Source organism: Rathayibacter sp. AY2B3 (assembly GCF_002931755.1).
GTDB lineage: Bacteria > Actinomycetota > Actinomycetes > Actinomycetales > Microbacteriaceae > Rathayibacter.
In genome coordinates this window covers 1-16,601 of the sequence record NZ_PSUG01000034.1, presented here as the reverse complement: position 1 = coordinate 16,601, position 16,601 = coordinate 1, and the positions used below count along the sequence as shown (strand labels likewise).

Below are 16,601 nucleotides of genomic sequence, written 5' to 3'. Positions count from 1 at the left end.
TCGGCTGCGCGCCCGGCCGGATCAGCCCCGGAGCGGGGGCGAGCCCGGGACGGTCGAGCGGTCGGCCAGGCCGGCCACGAGCTCGGCGAGCGCCTCCTCCGCCGTGCGGGTCGGCGCCCAGCCGAGCTCCGCGCGGGCGCGCTCGGTCGACATGACCGGGATGTTGCCCGCGATGTCGAGCCAGCCCGCGTCCGTGCGCTGGAGGCGCAGGTGCCAGGTCGCGGTGACGACGGAGCGGAGCAGCCCGAACGGCACCGTGACCAGGCGGGCGCCGAAGGCGCGTGCCAGCCGCTCCGGAGTGAGGACCGGCTCGGCCGCGATGTTGAAGGCTCCGCCGGCGCGCCGGTCGAGCACGCGCCAGAAGGCGTCGGCCACGTCGTCGGCGTGCACGCCCTGGAAGACGATGCTCCTCGGAAGCGGCAGGACCGGGATCCGGACCGCCTTCAGCCACCGCGTCGGGTAGTGGGGGCCCGCGAACAGCCCGGCGATCTCGGTCGCCGCTCCGCGCTGGAAGACGAGCCCCGGGCGCAGGCGCGTGACGACGATCTCGGGGTGCTGCTCCTCGAAGACGTCGAGCTGCCGTTCGTTCGCGGCCTTGTGGCGGCTGTAGGTCGAGGTGTGCAGGCCTCCGGTGGGCCAGTCCTCGGTCACCCGGATCGACTTCGGCGCCGCGCTGTAGGCGCCCACGGACGAGGCGACGGCGACGTGGCCGACTCCCGCGGCGGCGACGGCCTCGAGCACGGCCGCGGTGCCTCCGACGTCGACCAGCCGCTGGAACGGCTCGTCGTGGCTGGGCTGCAGCGCCCAGGCCAGGTGCACGACGGCGTCGACGCCGGCGAAGGCCTCGCGGAGCCGCCGCGGTGCGACGCTCGACGCGAGGTCGATCTCGACCCAGCGCACCTCGCGGTACTCCTCCGAGCGGAGCCGAGGGGCCCGGCGGGCGATGCCCACGATCTCCTCCACCCCGGCCTCGCCGTGCAGGCGCCGCAGCAGCGCCGTCCCCAGGTTGCCGGTCGCTCCGACGATCGCGATCCGCATGGCGTCATCCCTCCGGGAGCGGCGCACGCCGGCCCCCTCCTCCGAGGCTAGGCAGGGGCGCCGCCGGGGAGGAGCCGCTTGACAGCGGGGACGACGGGACGCTCGACGGCGGCCGGCGGAGGGAACGCTCCTCCCCAGGCCGGATCCGGCCTAGACCACGGCGGGAGCGGGCGCATCCCCCCGCGCGCCCGGCCACCGGTCCCTAGCCTGGGACGATGCTGCCGACACCGCCCCGCCGCGTCCTCCCCGTGCGACACGAGGTCGAGGGCGTCACGCTGCGGACGGTCGACACCGGTCCGGCCGGAGCGGGCGCCGTGTTCGTCCTGATCCACGGGATCGGGATGTCGCACCACACCTTCTCGCCGCTCGCCGCCCGCCTGAAGCGGCACGGCCGGGTGATCGGCGTCGACCTCGCCGGCTTCGGCGCGAACGGGCGCCCGCGGCGGAGGGTCGGCCTCGAGGACCACGCGCGGCAGGTCGAGCAGGTCCTCCGCGGACTGGGCGTCTCGCGCGCGGTCGTCGTCGGGCACTCGATGGGGTCGCAGGTGGCGGTCGAGCTGGGGCTGCGCGCGCCCGGGCTGGTCGACGGCGCGGTGCTCATCGGGCCGGTGGTGGATCCGCAGCGGCCGGGAACGGTCCGCCAGGGGCTCGCGCTGCTGCGCGACTGCCTCGGCGAGCCGGTGGGCGTCGACGCGATCCTGCTGGCCGACTACCTGCGCGGCGGCCTGCGCTGGTACCTGCGCCAGCTGCCCGAGATGCTGCGGCATCCGGTGCAGGAGCGAGTCGCCCGGCTGGAGGTGCCGGTCCTCGTCGCCCGCGGCCGCAACGATCCGATCGCCACCCGGGACTGGTGCGAGCGGCTCACGGCCCGCGCGCGCGAGGGGCGGCTCGTCGAGTTCGCCGGCTCGCGCCACGTCGTCCCCCGCACCGAGCCGGGAGCGCTCGCCCGCGAGATCCTCCGCTTCGCCGCCGCCCTCGGCGAGAGTCCCGTCGCCCCGCTCCCCCTGCGGTCGGAGCCGGCCGCATGAGCCGGCTCCGACGCCTGCTGCGCGACGCCGTCTGGTGGATCCGCGACTACGCCTACGCCGTCGCCTGGCAGGTGCGGGGCGTCCTCTCGCGCCGCGCCCCGGACGACTACCTCGACGGCGACCGGCGGCCCGTCGTGGTCCTCCCGGGGATCTGGGAGACCTGGTCCTTCCTCCGCCCGATCATCGACCCTCTGCACGAGCGCGGGCACCCGCTGCACGTGCTGACGAGCCTCGGCCGGAACGGCCGCCCGGTCGCCCGGACCGCGGAGGACGTGGCCGCCTACCTCGCCGAGCACGGGCTCCGCGACGTGGTGATCGTCGCCCACAGCAAGGGCGGGCTGATCGGCAAGTACGTGATGACCGAGCTGGACCCGGACGGCCGGGTCGACCGGATGGTCGCCGTGGCGACCCCGTTCGGCGGCTCCCGCTACGCGCCCTACCTGGTCCTCCGGAGCCTGCGCGCCTTCTCGCCGAGGGACGCCACGACCCTGCTGCTGTCGAGCCGCTCCGGAGCGAACGCGCGGATCACCTCCGTGTTCGGCCTCTTCGATCCGCACATCCCCGAGGGCAGCATGCTCGAGGGCGCGGTCAACGTCCGGATCGAGACCGGCGGGCACTTCCGCATCCTGAGCGACCCCGAGACGCTCACCGCGGTCGTCACGGCGGTCTCGGCGGAGGAGCGCGCCGACGGAGAGGCGCCCTGACGCCCCCGTAGCAATCCGCGTCGCCGCGGCGGAACCCCCTGGCGGCTCCGGCCCGCGAGGCGGAGCGTGGAGCCATGCCCGACTCCTCCACCGGCCCGACCGAGCTCCTCCTCGTCCGCCACGGCGAGAGCCTCGCCAACATCGCGGCGAGCGCCGCCGAGGCCTCGGGGGCGCACGAGATCGCCGTCGACCGCCGCGACCCCGACGTCGAGCTCTCCCCCTCCGGCGAAGAGCAGGCCCGCGCGCTCGGCCGGTGGCTGGCGGAGGAGGCGCGACCCGCCTCCGCCTGGACCTCGCCCTACCGCCGCGCCTCCGCGACCGCGCGTCTCGCCCTCGGCGAGGCCGGCATCGACCTGCGGCTGCGCCCCGACGAGCGCCTGCGCGACCGTGATCTCGGCGTGACCGACCGCCTCACGTCCGCCGGCGTGCGGGCCCGGATGCCCGAGGAGGCGGCTCGGCGCGAGTGGCTCGGCAAGTTCTACTACCGCCCGCCGGGCGGGGAGGCCTGGACGGATCTCGCGCTCCGCGTCCGCGCGTTCGTCGACCACCTCGCTGTCGCCGCGCCTCCCGGGCCGGCGATCCTCTTCTGCCACGACGCGGTCGTCCTCGTCCTCCGCTACGTCCTCGAGGGCCTCTCCGAGCGCGAGCTGCTCGACATCGGCGCCTCGACGCCCGTCGCCAACGGCTCCGTCACCCGTCTCGTCCGCGACGGCGATGCGTGGCGTCTCGAGCGCTTCAACCGCACGTCCCACCTCGAGCGCTCCGGCGCCCCCGTCACCCGGCACGACGACCGCGCGGCCGGAGAAGGAGACCCCCGTGAGTGACCTCGTCTCCCGCGCCCTGCTCGAGCAGCGCTGGCCACTCCCCGAGCCCGGAGGCTCGAAGCACTCCCGCGGCGACGTGGTCGTCGTCGGCGGCGCCCGCAAGACGCCCGGAGCCGCGATCCTCGCGGGGATCGCCGCGCTGCGGACCGGCGCGGGGCGCATCACGCTCTGCGTCGCCGAGTCGGTCGCGTCGGCCACCGCGGTCGCGCTGCCGGAGTGCGGAGTGGTCCCGCTCGCGGAGACGCGGACCGGCTCCGTCGCGGGCCGGGGGCTCGACGTCCTGGCCGGCGAGCTCGCCTCCGCCGACGTCGCCCTGATCGGGCCCGGCCTGGACGACCCGCGCGCGACCGCCGCGACCCTGCGGGCCCTCGCTCCGCTCCTCGACGACGTGCCGGCCGTCCACCTCGACGCCTTCCCGCTCGGGGTCCTGCCCGGGCAGCGCCGTCTCGCGCGGAGGCTCGCGGGCCGGCTCCTGCTGACCCCGAACTCGGAGGAGGCGTCCCGGCTCCTCGGCGAGGAGGTCGACGACGTCGAGCGGGCCGCTCTCGCGGTCGCCGAGCGCTACGGCGCGGTGGTGAGCCTGTTCAACACGATCGCCTCGCCCGACGGCGACGCGGTGCGGATCGAGGGCGAGCATCCCGGTCTGGCCACCGCGGGCAGCGGCGACGTGCTCGCCGGAGCGACGGCGGGCCTGCGCGGGCGCGGCGTCGACCCGATGGGCGCGGCCGCGTGGGGCGCTTTCCTGCACACGGAGGCGGACACGCGCCTCACCGCGCGGATCGGCCCGGCCGGCTATCTCGCGAGCGAGATCCCGGGCGAGTTCCCGCGCGTGCTGGCGGGCTGAGCGGGGCGGGTGCGCCTGCCACGGCAGCCGTTCGGAGCCGGGCCGGCGGCGCGAGCGCCCCGGACCGAGCCGGCGGCGCGAGCCCCGGCGGTCACCGGGACCGCGGCACGAGCCTCAGTGCGCGACGTCCGCGACCGAGAACGCCACTCCCGGCGTGATCAGGATCGAGGTCTCGCGAGGCTCGCCCTCGCCCTGGTTCACCGTGATCCAGCGCGACGCGGAGCCGTCCAGGGCGCGGTCGATGCTCTCGCGCACCTCCGCGGCACTCGTCTCGCTCAGGCTGAACGGCGCTCCGCCGTAGATGATCTCGACGCGCTTCACAGCATGCTCTCCTCGCTCTGACGGGCGGTCCCGTGGGGCTCCTCGCTGATCCGCAGCCCGTGCGCCGTGTGCGAGTCGGCGAGCAGCTGGCGGATCCAGTCCGGGTTGATGTTCGGTGCGCGGCCGCCGTGGTACTTGAAGCGCAACGGGATGGCGGGGTGCAGCCAGATCGAGGTGCGTCCGTCGCCGACCGCCTGGGAGTCCTTCCAGGAGAAGTAGAAGGACTCGTTGCGCGCGAGCTTCGAGCCGATCACGATCTGCAGGTGCGCCAGCAGACGGTCGTCGAAGTCGGCCTCGAGGGTCGAGTCGTAGATCAGTCGCCCCATCAGGCGGTTCTCCGTTCGGGAAGTCGCCCGTCCGCGAAGGGTCGGGCGCAGTCGTGGGTGTCGATACTACCGGCGCCCCGGATGCTCACCAGGAGTCGTCCTCGCCGTGGAAGTGCGGGATCTCGGTGTCGACGGCGGAGAGGGGCCCGGCGCCGCCGTCCTCCTCGGCCACGGGGTGCGAGACGCCCAGGCGGGCCGTCTCGCGGGTGAAGCGCTCGACGAGCTCCTCGTCGAGCAGCTCCTCGGCTCCGTCGTCCTCGGACTCCGAGAACAGCTGGCTCGCCGGTCCGATCAGCAGCGCCGCCCGTCCGGGCAGGCCGGACTCCTGGCGGATCGGGATGTCGACCGTGATCGACCCCTTGGTGAGCGCCAGCGCTTCCGCGTAGGCCAGCAGCGACCGCGCGATGGCGGTACCCGTCAGCACGGAGCTGCCGGCGTAGTGGATGCGTTCCATGCCTCCTTCCTACTCCTCGGGCGCCCGGTCGGTCAGCGGTTGCGCGGCCGAGGGAGAGAGCGCTAGCGCCGCGTCGATCCGACGGTCGAGCGCGTCGCGGACGGCCGGCCACTCGGCCGCGAGGATCGAGTGGACGGCCGTGTCGCGCCACGAGCCGTCGGCCCGCCGCTGGTCGTGGCGGAGCACCCCCTCGAACACGGCGCCGAGGCGGAGGATCGCGGCCCGCGAGCGCGCGTTCACCGCATCCGCCTGGAGCTTCACCCGCTCGTAGCCGCTGTCGAAGGCGAGAGCGAGCACCAGCCGCTTCGCCTCCGGGTTCACGACGGTGCCCCACGTCTCGGGCGCGTAGGCTGTCCAGCCGAGGTGGGCCGCCTCGCGCGTCTCGTCGAAGTCGGCCAGCGAGGTCGTGCCGACGACGCGCCCCTCCTGCAGCACGGCGAACGGCAGGCCCGTGCCCCACGGGTAGTAGCGGTCGACGAAGGCGCGGAACTCCTCCGGTCCGCCGGGGAGGCCGGCGGGTCCTCCTCCGTAGCCGCCGGCGAACACCTCCGGACGCCCGATCGCCCGCCGGAGCGGCTCGACGTGCTCGGCGGCGAGCGGCTCGAGGACGATCGAGCGGCCGACGAGTGTGACGGGACCGGGGCGGCGGGGACTGCTCATGCGATCAGTGTGGGGCACCGTGCCAGCATGGCTCCATGAGCACCGCCGCACTGTTCGAGTCCGCCGCCGCCGCCCTCGTCGGCCTGCTCGCTCAGGTGCGGGACGACCAGTGGGAGCAGCCGGGGCTCGGCGTCTGGGACGTCCGAGGCCTCGCGGGCCACGCCTCCCGGGCCGTGCTGACGGTCGAGGCGTACCTCCTCGCTCCGGAGCCGCCCCAGCCGACCATCGAGGACGCGCTCGACTACTACGCCGCGCTGGCCGGGAACGTCGCCGACCCCGTGGCGGTGGCGCAGCGGGGGGTCGAGGCGGGACTGCTGCTCGGCGACAGGCCGGCTCAGGCGCTGGCGGAGGCGGCGGGCCGCGCGGTCGAGCTGGTCGCCGCCCAGCGTCCCGGCCGCCTCGTCGCCGTGGGCGGCCACGCGATCGAGCTGGGCGAGTACCTCCGGACCCGGCTGCTCGAGCTGGTCGTGCACACGCTCGACCTCTCGCGCGCCACCGGGATCCGGCACGTGCTGCCCGCCGAGGCCGTCGAGGCGTGCTGCGCGCTGACCGGCGGGCTGGCTGCTCGAGCCGGACGCGGCGAGGAGCTCCTGCTCGCGCTCAGCGGGCGGGAGCCCCTCGCCGCGGGGTTCTCGGTGGTGTGAGGGCGCCGCCTTTCAGGCCGCGGGTTCTGCGTGGTGCCTGCCTCCGGGTCCTCCGCGGGACGGCGCCTGTCCTCACGCCGCGGGCTCTCCTCGATCCGGCGGCGCCGGCCCTCAGGCCACCGCGAGAGCGGCGACCGGCGACACCGTCGTGGCGCGGCGGGCGGGCAGCACGGCCGAGACGACCGTGATCACGACGCCCACCACGAGCACCCCCACCAGGATCGGCACCGGGACGGTCGGCGGGATCAGTCCGATGCCCGGCAGCGAGCCGAACACCGAGATCGCGCCGCACCAGCCGTAGACGACGCCGAGCACGATGCCGAGGACCGCGGCAGCGATGATCATCTGCGCCGCCTCGAGCACCACCATCGACCGCACCTGCGAGCCGGTGAAGCCGAGCGCGCGGAGCAGGCCCAGCTCCCGCCGGCGCTGCAGCACGCTGAGCGACAGCGTGTTGACCATGCCGACGGCGGCCAGGACGACCGAGAAGCCGAGCAGGACGCTCATCACCGCGGTGCTCACCTGGATGAACTGCTCGAACGCCGCGATCACCTCGGGGTTCGTCTCGCCCGATCGCTCCATGATCGAGCCGAAGGTGGCGGCGGCGACCGCGAACATCGTGACCAGCGACACTCCGATGACCAGGCCGATGACGGCGCGCGCACTGCGCGCCGGGTTGCGGACGGCGTTGGCGGACGCCAGACGCGCGACGGGGCCCCGGCCGAAAGCGCGGCCCACGAGGGCGGTGAGCGGAGGGAGCAGGACGGGCGCCCCGAGGATCACGCCGGTGAAGGATGCCATGCCTCCGACGAGCCCGAGCAGGACTCCGCCGGGGTTGGTGAGCCCGAGGACCACGCCGGCGGCGAGCAGCAGCGCGCCGACCACGACGAAGACGATCGCCGTGACATTGCGGGCGGTGCGGCCGCGCAGCTCCTCGTAGCGGGGCTCGGCGGACGATCCGGCGGCCTGCGACGGCGCCACCGCGAGCACGCGGCGCGATCCGGACCACGAGGCGATGACCGTCGAGGCGACCACGGCGATCAGCGGCAGCACGAGGCCGGGCGAGACGAGCGGGTAGTCGAAGCGCGGGAGGGTGCCGCTCCGGATGGCGAGCTCCGCGGCGAGCGCCACGAGAGCGACGCCGGCGACCACGCCGATCGCCGCTCCGAGGAGCCCCTGCAGGAGGCCCGTGCGGACGATCCCGCCGCGCAGCGACCGGCCGGAGGCGCCGAGCAGGCGCAGCAGCGCGATCTCGCGGGTGCGCCCGGCGATGACGGTCGAGACGGCGTTGGCCGTGACGATCCCGCCCACGAACACCGCGATGCCGAAGAAGACGGCGCCGACCATCCCGAGCATGAGGGCGACCTGGCCGATGCCGTCGATCCCCGCTGCCGCGAAGGCCGCGACCATGTCGGCGATGACCTGCACCAGCACGGCGCCGAACGCCGCGGCGAGTGCGGCGACGGTGACGACGGCGCCCCCGCCCTGGGCCGAGCCCGTGCGCACGCCGCTCACGCCGCGCCCTCCATCGTGAGCATCGCGCGCGAGATCTCCTCGGCGCTCATCCCGCGGCGGTCGTCGACGACGGCCCCGTCGCGGAGGAAGACGATGCGGTCGGCGTAGGCCGCCGCGATCGGGTCGTGGGTGACCATCGCGATCGACTGGCCGTACTCGCGGGTGGAGGCCCGGAGCAGGCTGAGGACCTCGCGGCCGGTGCGGGAGTCGAGGTTGCCGGTCGGCTCGTCGGCGAAGATCAGCTGCGGCCGGGTGGCGAGGGCGCGGGCGATCGCCACGCGCTGCTGCTGCCCGCCCGAGAGCTCGTGGGGCCGGTGCGTGAGGCGCTCGCGGAGCCCGAGGGACTCGATCAGCCGGGCGATCCACTGCTCCTCGTCGCCGGTCACGGAGCGGCCGTCGAGCTCGAACGGGAGGCGGATGTTGCCGCGCACGTCGAGCGTGGGGACGAGGTTGAAGGCCTGGAAGACGAAGCCGACGCTGCGGCGGCGGAGCACCGTCAGCTCGGCGTCGCTCATCGAGGTGATCTCGGCGTCGCCCAGGAACACGCGGCCGGAGGAGGCGGTGTCGAGGCCGGCGAGGACGTGCATGAGCGTCGACTTGCCGGATCCGCTGGGGCCCATCACCGCGGTGAACTCGCCCCGTTCGATCGAGAGGGTGACGTCGTCGAGGGCGACGACGGGCGGCGTGCTGCCGTAGAGCTTGCGCACGCCCTCGACGCGCGCCACGACGGAGGAGGTCTGGTTCTGCATGTCCCCGACGCTACGGAGGCACCCGTGTCGCCGGCGTCGTCCGCAGTGGCTCGCGGCGTCATCCCTCCGGCGGACCCGCGGTGGTCCTCCGGGGTCAGCGCGGCCGGAGCCCCGCCCGGCGGAGGGCGAGGGCCGCCAGAGCGGCGGTGACGGCCGGGTCGCCGGTCCGCCAGCCCGCGGCGGCGTCCGGGTGCGCGGCGAGGACCTCGCGGGGGGACGCCTGGGTGAGCGCGCGCAGGGCCAGCAGCTCGGTTCCGCCGCCGGTCGAGCCCAGGGCGCGCAGCTCGGCGGTCCGGCGGGCGAAACGGAGCCGGGGCCGGAGCCAGAGCACGGCCAGGAGCAGGAGCGGGAGGCCCCCGACGGCGAGCCCGGCGACCACGGCCAGGGCGCTCGCGAGCTGCTGCTGGTCGCGTCCGGCGGCGGCCAGCACGGAGCCGGCCCCGCTCGCCTCGTCGAAGGGCGCGCGCACGGCGTCGCCGAGCAGCGGGATGCCGCCGAGGGTGGTCCCGGCGTCGCTCATGGTCGAGCCGAAGCCGCTGCCGGCGCTCTCGAGCCGACGGCCGATCTCGGCCAGGCCGGCGATCAGCGAGCCGACCGCGATCCCGGCGGCGATCGCCACGACGGCCACGCCGAGAGCGAGGGCGTCGGCCAGGATCTGACGTGCGCGGACGGCCGGGAGGTCGGCGTAGATCTGCATGGGCCGATTATCCGGCGCGCTCGGCAGCGGTCGTGTTCACAACTCAGGAAGAATTCGTTCGGACCCGGCCGGATCCGCATGAATCCGACGGCCCGAGGACGTTCGTCCTGAGTTGTGAACACGATCGCCGGTCGTAGAGGCTTGCGACGTCCCTCCACAGTCGAATCGGACGGCCCGGTCGTCGCGGCAGAGGCAGGAGGCCCTCCCCGAACGGCGGTCGGGCGCCAGGCTCGCCGTGTGGATCTCGATCGCCTCATGTCCCTCCACGGTGGAATCTCCTCGCGGCCGGTCCTGCTCGCCGCCGGCGCGACTGCTCGCGGCCTCACTGCAGCGGTCGCGGACGGCCGCTTGGTCCGTGGCCGGAGCGGCCGGTACGCCTCGCCGAACCTTCCTCCGGAGGCCCTCACCGCCTTCCGGCTCGGCGGCCGCCTCGCCGCGACCGATGCGGCTCGCTCCCACGGACTCTGGGTTCTGCGCTCGCCTCGGCTGCACGTGCACGTCGGGCCGAACGCCGGTCGGTTCACCGTTCCCCGCGGTGTCCGCCTGCACTGGGACCCGGCCCGGCCCGACGACGAGCCCCTGCGGGTGTCCGTCCCGCACGCACTGCTGCAGCTGGGCCGCACCCTCGGCGCCGAGGACATGCTGGTCGCGCTCGAGTCGGCGCTCGAGAAGCGCCTGCTCGGACCCGACGACCTCGCCGAGCTGCGGGCGGCCTGCCCGCAGCGGCTCCAGGCGCTCCTCGCGTTCGCCCGCGACGACTCGGGCAGCGGCGTCGAGACCCTGGCCCGGTGGCGCCTGCACTCGATCGGGGTCGAGTGCTCGACCCAGGCCCGGATCCCCGGCGTCGGCCGCGTCGATCTGCTGATCGGCCGCACGCTGATCGTCGAGATCGACGGCAGGTCGACCCACGACTTCGAGAACGACCGCCGCCGCGATCTGTTCGCCGCGGTCGACGGCTACGTCACCCTCCGCTTCTCGGCGACCCAGGTGCTCACGCAGTGGGACGACGTCGAGCGGGCCGTGCTGTCGGCGATCGGCCGCGGCCTGCACCGGCTGTGACGAGACGCGGCGCGCACCGGCGTGCAGTCGGCCGCGGCCTGCACCGGCTGTGACGAGACGCGGCGCGCACCGGCGTGCAGTCGGCCGCGGCGCGCACCGGCGTGCGGTCGGCGAAAGGCTCTAGTCGAGCAGGTCGTGCAGCACGACGACCTGCTCGCGCTCCGGGCCGACGCCGATCGCCGAGAACCGGGCGCCGCTCATCGCCTCGAGCGCGCGCACGTAGTCCTGCGCGGTCTGCGGCAGGTCCGAGAACTCGCGGCAGCCGGAGATGTCCTCCTGCCAGCCGGGGAACTCCTCGTAGATCGGCTTCGCGTGGTGGAAGTCGCTCTGCGAGACCGGGACCTCGTCGTGGCGCACACCGTCGACGTCGTAGGCGACGCAGACGGGGATGGTCTCGAGGCCCGAGAGCACGTCGAGCTTGGTGAGGACGAAGTCGGTGACCCCGTTGATCCGCGCCGAGTAGCGGGCGATCGGGGCGTCGTACCAGCCGCAACGCCGCGGGCGGCCGGTCGTGGTGCCGAACTCGAAGCCCTGCCGGCGGAGGTACTCGCCCCACTCGTCGAAGAGCTCGGTCGGGAACGGACCGGCCCCGACGCGGGTCGTGTACGCCTTGATGACCGCGATGACGCGGTCGATGCGGTTCGGCGCGACTCCGGAGCCGGTGGCCGCTCCTCCCGAGGTCGCGTTGGAGGAGGTGACGAACGGGTAGGTGCCGTGGTCGACGTCGAGCATCGTGGCCTGGCCCGCCTCGAACAGCACCGTCCTGCCCGCGTCGAGCGCCTGAGAGAGCACGAGCGACGTGTCGGCGACCATCGGGCGCAGGCGCTCGGTGTACTGCAGCAGGTCCTCGAGCACCTGCTCGACCAGGATCGCGCGGCGGTTGTAGACCTTCACCAGCAGGTGGTTCTTCTGGTCGAGGGCGCCCTCGACCTTCTGACGGAGGATGTTCTCGTCGAACAGGTCCTGGATGCGGATGCCGACGCGGTTGATCTTGTCGGCGTAGGCCGGGCCGATGCCGCGGCCCGTGGTGCCGATCTGGCGCTTGCCGAGGAAGCGCTCCGTGACCTTGTCGAGGGTGCGGTGGTAGCTGGTGATGACGTGCGCGTTGGCGCTGACGAGCAGCTTCGACACGTCGACGCCGCGGGCGCTCAGCGCCTCGAGCTCGTGGAAGAGCACCTCGATGTCGACGACGACGCCGTTCGCGATCACCGGGACGACGCCCGGGGTGAGGATGCCGGAGGGGAGGAGGTGCAGGGCGTACTTCTCGTCGCCCACGACGACGGTGTGCCCGGCGTTGTTGCCGCCGTTGAACTTCACGACGTAGTCGACGCGGCTGCCGAGGAGGTCGGTGGCGCGTCCCTTGCCCTCGTCGCCCCACTGGGCGCCGGTGATGACGATTGCTGGCATGGCGGTGTCCTTCTCGACGGGAGGGGCGGGGGTGGGCGGGTGCGGCGCGGCAGTCGTGCCGCCTCCGCGCGACCAGCCGCTCGATTCTAGCGGAGGGGCCGGAGGACGCCTCCAGCCGCGAGGCCGGTGCGGCGGACGCCCTCGCCGCGAGGCCGGCCCGGCGGACGCGCCGACGCGGGCCGGCCCTGCGGACGCCCCCGGCGACGGCCGGCCCGGCGGACGCCCCGGCACCGGAGCCGCACCGCGGACGCATCGCCGAGCAATGCTCTCGATCCCGTCATGCGCAGTTCACACGCGCCGCATAGATTCGAGGACGTTCACACTCCACTCATCACGCGAACAGGACCACGATGCGCAGACTCCGCGCCGCAAGCCTCCTCGCCGTCGTCGCACTCGGAGCCGCCACCGCCGCTCCGATCGCCTCGGCCGCCCCTCTCGACGACGGCGTCGAGCTCACCCTGGTGTCGACGACCGACACGCACGGGCACGTCTACGACTGGGACTACTTCGCGAACGCGCCGTACCCGGCCGCCGGCACGCTCGGCCTCACCCGCGTCGCGACCGAGGTCGACCGCCTCCGCGCCGAGAAGGGCGAGGAGTCCGTGCTCGTCATGGACAACGGCGACGCGATCCAGGGCACGCCGCTCACCTACTACTACGGCCTCGGCGACGGCGCCGCGGGCGTCCTCTCCGGCGAGACGACGCACCCGATGGCCACCGCGTTCAACACCATCGGCTACGACGCGCAGGTCGTCGGCAACCACGAGTACAACTACGGGCTCGACATGCTCAGCGCGTACGAGGGCGATCTCAACGCCCCGCTGCTGGGTGCGAACGTCGTCGACGTCGCCACCGGCAAGCCGTACCACGACCCCTACACGCTGATCGAGCGCGAGATCGACGGGAAGACGGTCACCGTCGGCGTCCTCGGCCTCGTCACCCCCGGCGTCCGCGTCTGGGACAAGCAGTACGTCGACGGCGTCCTCGAGTTCCAGGACATGGTCGCCGCCGCGAAGCAGTGGGTCCCGATCGTGCAGGAGCAGGCCGACGTGGTCGTCGTCCTCGCGCACACCGGCCAGGGCACGGTCCCGGACGCCGAGTACGACGCCGCCGACCTCAACGAGGACGTCGTCAACAACATCGCGACGCAGGTCCCCGGGATCGACGTGGTCGTCGCCGGCCACAGCCACAAGGACCTGCCGCAGACGCTGTTCACCAACGTCGCCGGCGAGCAGGTGCTGGTCACCCAGCCGAAGTTCTGGGCGCAGGGCCTCACCGAGGTCACCCTGAACCTGGTGCCGGACGCCGCGGGCGGCCTCGAGGTCGACTGGTCGGCCGGGAGCGCGCCGGTCGCGAAGCCCGTCTACGCGACGGACATCGCCGAGGAGTCGCCCGCACTGGTCGACGCCCTCGCCGAGCAGCACGCCGCCACGATCGAGTACGTCAACACCCCCGTCGCGGACTCGGTCGAGGAGCTCTCGGCCGCGACCTCGCGCTACGAGGACACCCCGATCATCGACTTCATCAACACCGTCCAGGCCGAGACCGTCGAGACGGCGCTCGAGGGCACCGAGTGGGCCGACCTGCCGGTGATCTCGCAGGCGTCGCCGTTCTCGCGCACCGCCGTCTTCCCGAAGGGGCAGGTCAGCATCCGCGACATCGCCGGCCTGTACATCTACGAGAACACCCTCCGCGGAGTGGAGCTGACCGGAGCCGAGGTGCGCGACTACCTCGAGTTCTCGGCCCGCTACTTCGTGCAGACCGCCGAGGGCGCCGTGTTCGACCCCGAGACCGGCACCAACGCGACGACCGAGGACCGCCCCGACGGCATCCCGGACTACAACTACGACGCGATCTCGGGCCTGGACTACGTGATCGACGTCTCGCAGCCCGCCGGCTCGCGGATCCGCGGTCTCGCCCACGCCGACGGGACCCCGGTCGCCGACGACGAGCGCTTCGTGATGGCGGTCAACAACTACCGCCAGAGCGGCGGAGGCGCCTACCCGGCCGTCGCGCAGGCCCCCCTCGTCTACGACGAGCGCCTCGAGATCCGCCAGCTGCTCATCGACTGGTCGACCGCCCGCGGCGTGATCGACCAGGCCGACTTCTTCGACCCCAACTGGTCGCTGACGACGGTGCCCGCCGCTGAGGTGCCGGTCACGCCGGTGCCGACCGAGCCCGGCACCCCGACCGAGCAGCCCACCGCCGCTCCGTCGCCGCACCCCACCACCACGGCAGCCCCCGTCGCGGGAGGCTCCGGCCCGGGCTCGCTCGCGAACACCGGCGCCGACGCGGCCGGCCTGATCGGCGGAGCCCTCGTGCTGCTGCTGTCGGGCCTCGCGCTGGTCGTCGCGCGACGCCGCCTCGCGGCCTAGCCGAGGAGGGCACGGGCGGCGGTCGGCGGGGTCTCCCGCCGGCCGCCGTTCGTCGTTCCGGAGGATCGCGGGACGATCGGGCCGCGGACCGGCGGCTCAGTCGTCGCGGCTGCGCGTCCGGCGGGCCCGCCAGGCCGAGAACGCTCCCGTGGACCAGAGCGCCCAGATCACCAGGAGGGGCTGGAAGGCGAGCCGCACCGCTCGCGCCGCGTCCGTCTCGAGGCCGAACGCCGGCGTCCGCGTCACCAGCTGCGAGATGTTCCCGGGGAAGACCGCGACGAAGAACGCGGCCACCACGACACCCACGATCACGCGCCACCGCACGAGCACGACGAGCGCGAGCCCGAGCGCGATCTCGACGACGCCCGACGCGACGACCACCAGGTCCGGGTCGGCCGGCAGCCATGGCGGGACCTGCGCCTGGAACGCCTGACGAGCGACCGTCAGGTGCGCCGTGCCGGCCGTGGCGAGCACCAGGCCCAGGAGGATGCGGGCGAGAGTGCGCGGGAGGGAGCGGCGTCCTCCGTCGGGCGCTGTGGCGGCGGTCATGCCCTCAGTCTGCGCTCGGAGCCCGCCCGCGCCGACCGCGCGCGCGTTCCGGCGGCGCCCCGTATCCTCGTTACCGCCCCGTCCGCAGACCGTGAAACGAGTTCCATGAGCACCCTGCCCCGCCTGATGGCCTTCGACCTCGACGACACCCTCGCCGCCTCGAAGTCCCCCGTCGACCCGGCGATGGCCGACCTCTTCGTGAAGCTGCTCCAGGCCACCGAGGTGTGCATCATCTCGGGCGGCCAGATCGGCCAGTTCCGGATGCAGGTGCTCGACCGCCTCGAGGGCGCCGACCCCGAGGTCCTCGCGAAGCTGCACCTCATGCCCACCTGCGGCACGCAGTACTACCGGTACGAGAACGGCGACTGGGCGCAGATCTACGCCGAGAACCTCACCGAGGACGAGAAGTCGCGCGCCCTCGCCGCCGTCGAGGAGAAGGCGAAGGAGCTCGGCTACTGGGAGTCCGAGACCTGGGGCCCGATCCTCGAGGACCGCGACTCGCAGATCACCTTCTCGGCCCTCGGCCAGTCCGCGCCCGTCGAGGTCAAGCAGGCCTGGGACCCGGACGGCGAGAAGAAGAACACCCTCCGCGAGGCCGTGCAGGCCGTGCTCCCCGACCTCGAGGTCCGCTCCGGCGGCTCGACCTCCGTCGACATCACCCGCAAGGGCATCGACAAGGCGTACGGGATGAACAAGCTCACCGAGCTGACGGGCATCCCCCTCGACGACATGATCTTCGTCGGCGACCGCCTCGACCCGGACGGCAACGACTACCCCGTCAAGGCGATGGGCGTCGAGTGCTTCGCCGTCGAGGGCTGGCACGACACCGCCGCGTACCTCCGCTCCTACGGCCTGTAGTCGGGCCGCTCCGCGCGACCCCGGGATCCCCTGCTGCGGCGGGGGATCCCGTGTGTCCGGGTGCCGTGGGCGGGCCGACCGTCCGGGTCAGGCGTCCTCGTTCAGCGATCCGGAGGCGGTGCCGTCGAGGCCGAGGCGGAGCCGTTTCGGCAGCTTCGCGACCACGATCGCGTGCGACTCCTCGATGAGCTCCAGCACCAGCTCGGGCTCCACGGTCCCGCCGGCGTCGACCGTCACCCAGTGCTTCTTGTTCAGGTGGTAGCCGGGCTCGATCCCGTCGACTCCCGCGACCAGGTGCACCACGTTCTCGGGCAGCGCCTTCACGCTCACCACCGGCCGCCCGAACCGCTCCGACTCGAGCGCGAACACCTTCCCCGCGACCTTCCACACCCGGGTCCCCTCGCCGAACGGGAATCCCGCCTCCGCTCCGGGAAGCCCCTCGAGGAGCGCCTCCACCACCGCGCCGTCCATCCCCCCATCCTGCCGCAGCCCCCGACGGCGAAGCACTCGACGCCCATCGCCTTGACGGGGTAGTCGTTGCCGTCCGGG

The 16,601-nt window shown here is 73.9% G+C and carries 19 protein-coding genes; 8 read left to right on the top strand and 11 right to left on the bottom strand.

Annotated elements, in window-relative coordinates; translation table 11 throughout:
• Positions 1–21: 21 nt before the first annotated feature.
• The gene (locus C5C24_RS12100; RefSeq protein WP_104305069.1) at positions 22–1,038 is read right to left on the bottom strand and encodes an NAD-dependent epimerase/dehydratase family protein; all 1,017 of its coding nucleotides are present in this window, start codon (positions 1,036–1,038) and stop codon (positions 22–24) included.
• A gap of 215 nt (positions 1,039–1,253) precedes the next feature.
• Here C5C24_RS12100 and C5C24_RS12095 point away from each other — a divergent pair, with 215 nt between their 5' ends.
• The 4 genes from C5C24_RS12095 to C5C24_RS12080 all read left to right on the top strand — a co-directional run bounded on the left by C5C24_RS12095 (position 1,254) and on the right by C5C24_RS12080 (position 4,438).
• Entirely contained in the window at positions 1,254–2,066 is an 813-nt protein-coding gene (locus tag C5C24_RS12095; protein ID WP_104305068.1) for an alpha/beta fold hydrolase, read from the top strand.
• On the top strand, positions 2,063–2,770 hold the full coding sequence (locus tag C5C24_RS12090; protein WP_104277548.1) for a triacylglycerol lipase: 708 nt from the start codon (positions 2,063–2,065) through the stop codon (positions 2,768–2,770). The genes C5C24_RS12095 and C5C24_RS12090 overlap by 4 nt, the downstream gene beginning before the upstream one ends.
• 74 nt (positions 2,771–2,844) lie before the next feature.
• Positions 2,845–3,594 (top strand): histidine phosphatase family protein, encoded by a 750-nt coding sequence (locus C5C24_RS12085; RefSeq protein WP_104305067.1) that lies wholly within the window; start codon positions 2,845–2,847, stop codon positions 3,592–3,594.
• Positions 3,587–4,438: an NAD(P)H-hydrate dehydratase gene (locus C5C24_RS12080; protein WP_258065205.1), complete on the top strand. Its 852-nt coding sequence runs from the start codon at positions 3,587–3,589 to the stop codon at positions 4,436–4,438. The genes C5C24_RS12085 and C5C24_RS12080 overlap by 8 nt, the downstream gene beginning before the upstream one ends.
• Positions 4,439–4,552: 114 nt before the next feature.
• Here the strand turns inward: C5C24_RS12080 and C5C24_RS12075 are convergent, their stop codons facing one another.
• The 4 genes from C5C24_RS12075 to C5C24_RS12060 all read right to left on the bottom strand — a co-directional run bounded on the left by C5C24_RS12075 (position 4,553) and on the right by C5C24_RS12060 (position 6,199).
• Positions 4,553–4,759: a hypothetical protein gene (locus tag C5C24_RS12075; RefSeq protein WP_104222775.1), complete on the bottom strand. Its 207-nt coding sequence runs from the start codon at positions 4,757–4,759 to the stop codon at positions 4,553–4,555.
• The gene (locus tag C5C24_RS12070) at positions 4,756–5,085 is read right to left on the bottom strand and encodes an ATP-dependent DNA ligase (protein ID WP_104222776.1); all 330 of its coding nucleotides are present in this window, start codon (positions 5,083–5,085) and stop codon (positions 4,756–4,758) included. The genes C5C24_RS12075 and C5C24_RS12070 overlap by 4 nt, the downstream gene beginning before the upstream one ends.
• A gap of 85 nt (positions 5,086–5,170) precedes the next feature.
• Complete coding sequence (locus tag C5C24_RS12065; protein ID WP_104305065.1) at positions 5,171–5,539, bottom strand: hypothetical protein; 369 nt, start codon at positions 5,537–5,539, stop codon at positions 5,171–5,173.
• A 9-nt stretch (positions 5,540–5,548) separates the two neighbouring features.
• A complete protein-coding gene (locus C5C24_RS12060) occupies positions 5,549–6,199 on the bottom strand; it encodes a GNAT family N-acetyltransferase (RefSeq protein WP_104305064.1) in 651 nt (216 codons plus the stop codon).
• A 35-nt stretch (positions 6,200–6,234) separates the two neighbouring features.
• On the opposite strand from C5C24_RS12060, the gene C5C24_RS12055 reads away from it, so the two are divergent.
• Positions 6,235–6,843 (top strand): maleylpyruvate isomerase N-terminal domain-containing protein, encoded by a 609-nt coding sequence (locus C5C24_RS12055; protein WP_104281670.1) that lies wholly within the window; start codon positions 6,235–6,237, stop codon positions 6,841–6,843.
• 111 nt (positions 6,844–6,954) lie between these two features.
• On the opposite strand, the gene C5C24_RS12050 is transcribed toward C5C24_RS12055, so the two are convergent.
• The 3 genes from C5C24_RS12050 to C5C24_RS12040 form a co-directional block, all read right to left on the bottom strand.
• On the bottom strand, positions 6,955–8,358 hold the full coding sequence (locus tag C5C24_RS12050; RefSeq protein WP_104305063.1) for an FtsX-like permease family protein: 1,404 nt from the start codon (positions 8,356–8,358) through the stop codon (positions 6,955–6,957).
• Positions 8,355–9,107: an ABC transporter ATP-binding protein gene (locus C5C24_RS12045; protein ID WP_104222781.1), complete on the bottom strand. Its 753-nt coding sequence runs from the start codon at positions 9,105–9,107 to the stop codon at positions 8,355–8,357. Before C5C24_RS12045 ends, C5C24_RS12050 begins: the two co-directional genes overlap by 4 nt.
• Positions 9,108–9,201: 94 nt before the next feature.
• Complete coding sequence (locus C5C24_RS12040) at positions 9,202–9,804, bottom strand: hypothetical protein (RefSeq protein WP_104277542.1); 603 nt, start codon at positions 9,802–9,804, stop codon at positions 9,202–9,204.
• A gap of 237 nt (positions 9,805–10,041) precedes the next feature.
• Between C5C24_RS12040 and C5C24_RS12035 the strand changes: the two genes are divergently transcribed.
• A complete protein-coding gene (locus tag C5C24_RS12035) occupies positions 10,042–10,863 on the top strand; it encodes a DUF559 domain-containing protein (RefSeq protein ID WP_146082612.1) in 822 nt (273 codons plus the stop codon).
• A gap of 120 nt (positions 10,864–10,983) precedes the next feature.
• Here C5C24_RS12035 and C5C24_RS12030 read toward each other — a convergent pair whose 3' ends face one another.
• Positions 10,984–12,270, bottom strand: a complete 1,287-nt coding sequence (locus C5C24_RS12030) for an adenylosuccinate synthase (RefSeq protein ID WP_104222783.1) — start codon at positions 12,268–12,270, stop codon at positions 10,984–10,986.
• Between the two features lie 350 nt (positions 12,271–12,620).
• Between C5C24_RS12030 and C5C24_RS12025 the strand changes: the two genes are divergently transcribed.
• Positions 12,621–14,645, top strand: coding sequence for a bifunctional UDP-sugar hydrolase/5'-nucleotidase (locus tag C5C24_RS12025; RefSeq protein WP_104305061.1), 2,025 nt, complete (start codon positions 12,621–12,623; stop codon positions 14,643–14,645).
• A 96-nt stretch (positions 14,646–14,741) separates the two neighbouring features.
• Here the strand turns inward: C5C24_RS12025 and C5C24_RS12020 are convergent, their stop codons facing one another.
• Positions 14,742–15,194, bottom strand: a complete 453-nt coding sequence (locus C5C24_RS12020) for a hypothetical protein (RefSeq protein WP_104305060.1) — start codon at positions 15,192–15,194, stop codon at positions 14,742–14,744.
• 105 nt (positions 15,195–15,299) lie between these two features.
• Between C5C24_RS12020 and C5C24_RS12015 the strand changes: the two genes are divergently transcribed.
• Positions 15,300–16,052, top strand: a complete 753-nt coding sequence (locus tag C5C24_RS12015; protein ID WP_104222786.1) for an HAD-IIB family hydrolase — start codon at positions 15,300–15,302, stop codon at positions 16,050–16,052.
• Positions 16,053–16,139: 87 nt separating this feature from the next.
• Here C5C24_RS12015 and C5C24_RS12010 read toward each other — a convergent pair whose 3' ends face one another.
• Complete coding sequence (locus tag C5C24_RS12010) at positions 16,140–16,523, bottom strand: MmcQ/YjbR family DNA-binding protein (protein WP_104305059.1); 384 nt, start codon at positions 16,521–16,523, stop codon at positions 16,140–16,142.
• Positions 16,524–16,601 lie beyond the last annotated feature (78 nt).